General features: G+C 48.4%; 1 protein-coding gene. It reads left to right on the top strand.

Annotation, left to right across the window (positions count from 1 at the left end; all coding sequences use genetic code 11):
* Positions 1-28: 28 nt before the first annotated feature.
* Positions 29-275 (top strand): IspD/TarI family cytidylyltransferase (locus V7Z60_RS09785; RefSeq protein ID WP_334117623.1); only part of this gene is annotated, 247 nt, incomplete at its 3' end.

Raw genomic sequence — 275 nt, 5'->3', positions numbered from 1 at the left:
GATTATTGCATCGAGAGAGGTTTTTAACATGAACATTGCTGTAATATTTGCCGGCGGCGTCGGATCGCGAATGCGGAGCAAGGAGCGTCCGAAACAGTTCCTCAGCATGCATGGCAAGCCAATCATCATTCATACGCTGGAACTGTTTGAGAATCATCCGGAAATTGACGCGATCGTCGTTTCTTGCGTCAAGGACTGGATTCCATATTTCAAGAATCTGCTGAAGAAGTACAACATCAGTAAGGTCAGGGAGGTTGTCGAAGGCGGCGCAACGG

Source organism: Ligilactobacillus sp. (assembly GCF_036846325.1).
In the GTDB taxonomy this organism is placed as follows: Bacteria; Bacillota; Bacilli; order Lactobacillales; family Lactobacillaceae; genus Ligilactobacillus.
This window is presented reverse-complemented; position numbering and strand designations above follow the sequence as displayed.